Source organism: Bradyrhizobium sp. sGM-13, assembly GCF_018398875.1.
Taxonomy (GTDB): Bacteria; Pseudomonadota; Alphaproteobacteria; order Rhizobiales; family Xanthobacteraceae; genus Bradyrhizobium.
Map to the genome: position 1 here is coordinate 1 of NZ_JAGWDK010000546.1, position 209 is coordinate 209.

The following is a 209-nucleotide window of genomic DNA, read 5'->3' on the forward strand; positions in this document are numbered from 1 at the left end:
GCGAGCTTCACCGACCATGCATCCGTCAGCGTCTGATAGCGCGTGAACCAAAAATTCAGCGCGGAGAATGTGCCGGACGCGCCGACGCGCGACAGATAATCGTCGTCCCGATGCGAGGCATCGAGAATGTCGAAGCCCTGGCGATAGTTCATCGTCAGATAATTGATGCCGCCGAAATGGTCCTGCAGGCGGTAGTCCGATGTGAGGCT

General features: G+C 57.9%; 1 pseudogene. It reads right to left on the reverse strand.

From position 1 onward, the window contains the following. A pseudogene (locus KJQ96_RS39925) lies at nucleotides 1-209 on the reverse strand (ShlB/FhaC/HecB family hemolysin secretion/activation protein); the annotation flags it as partial.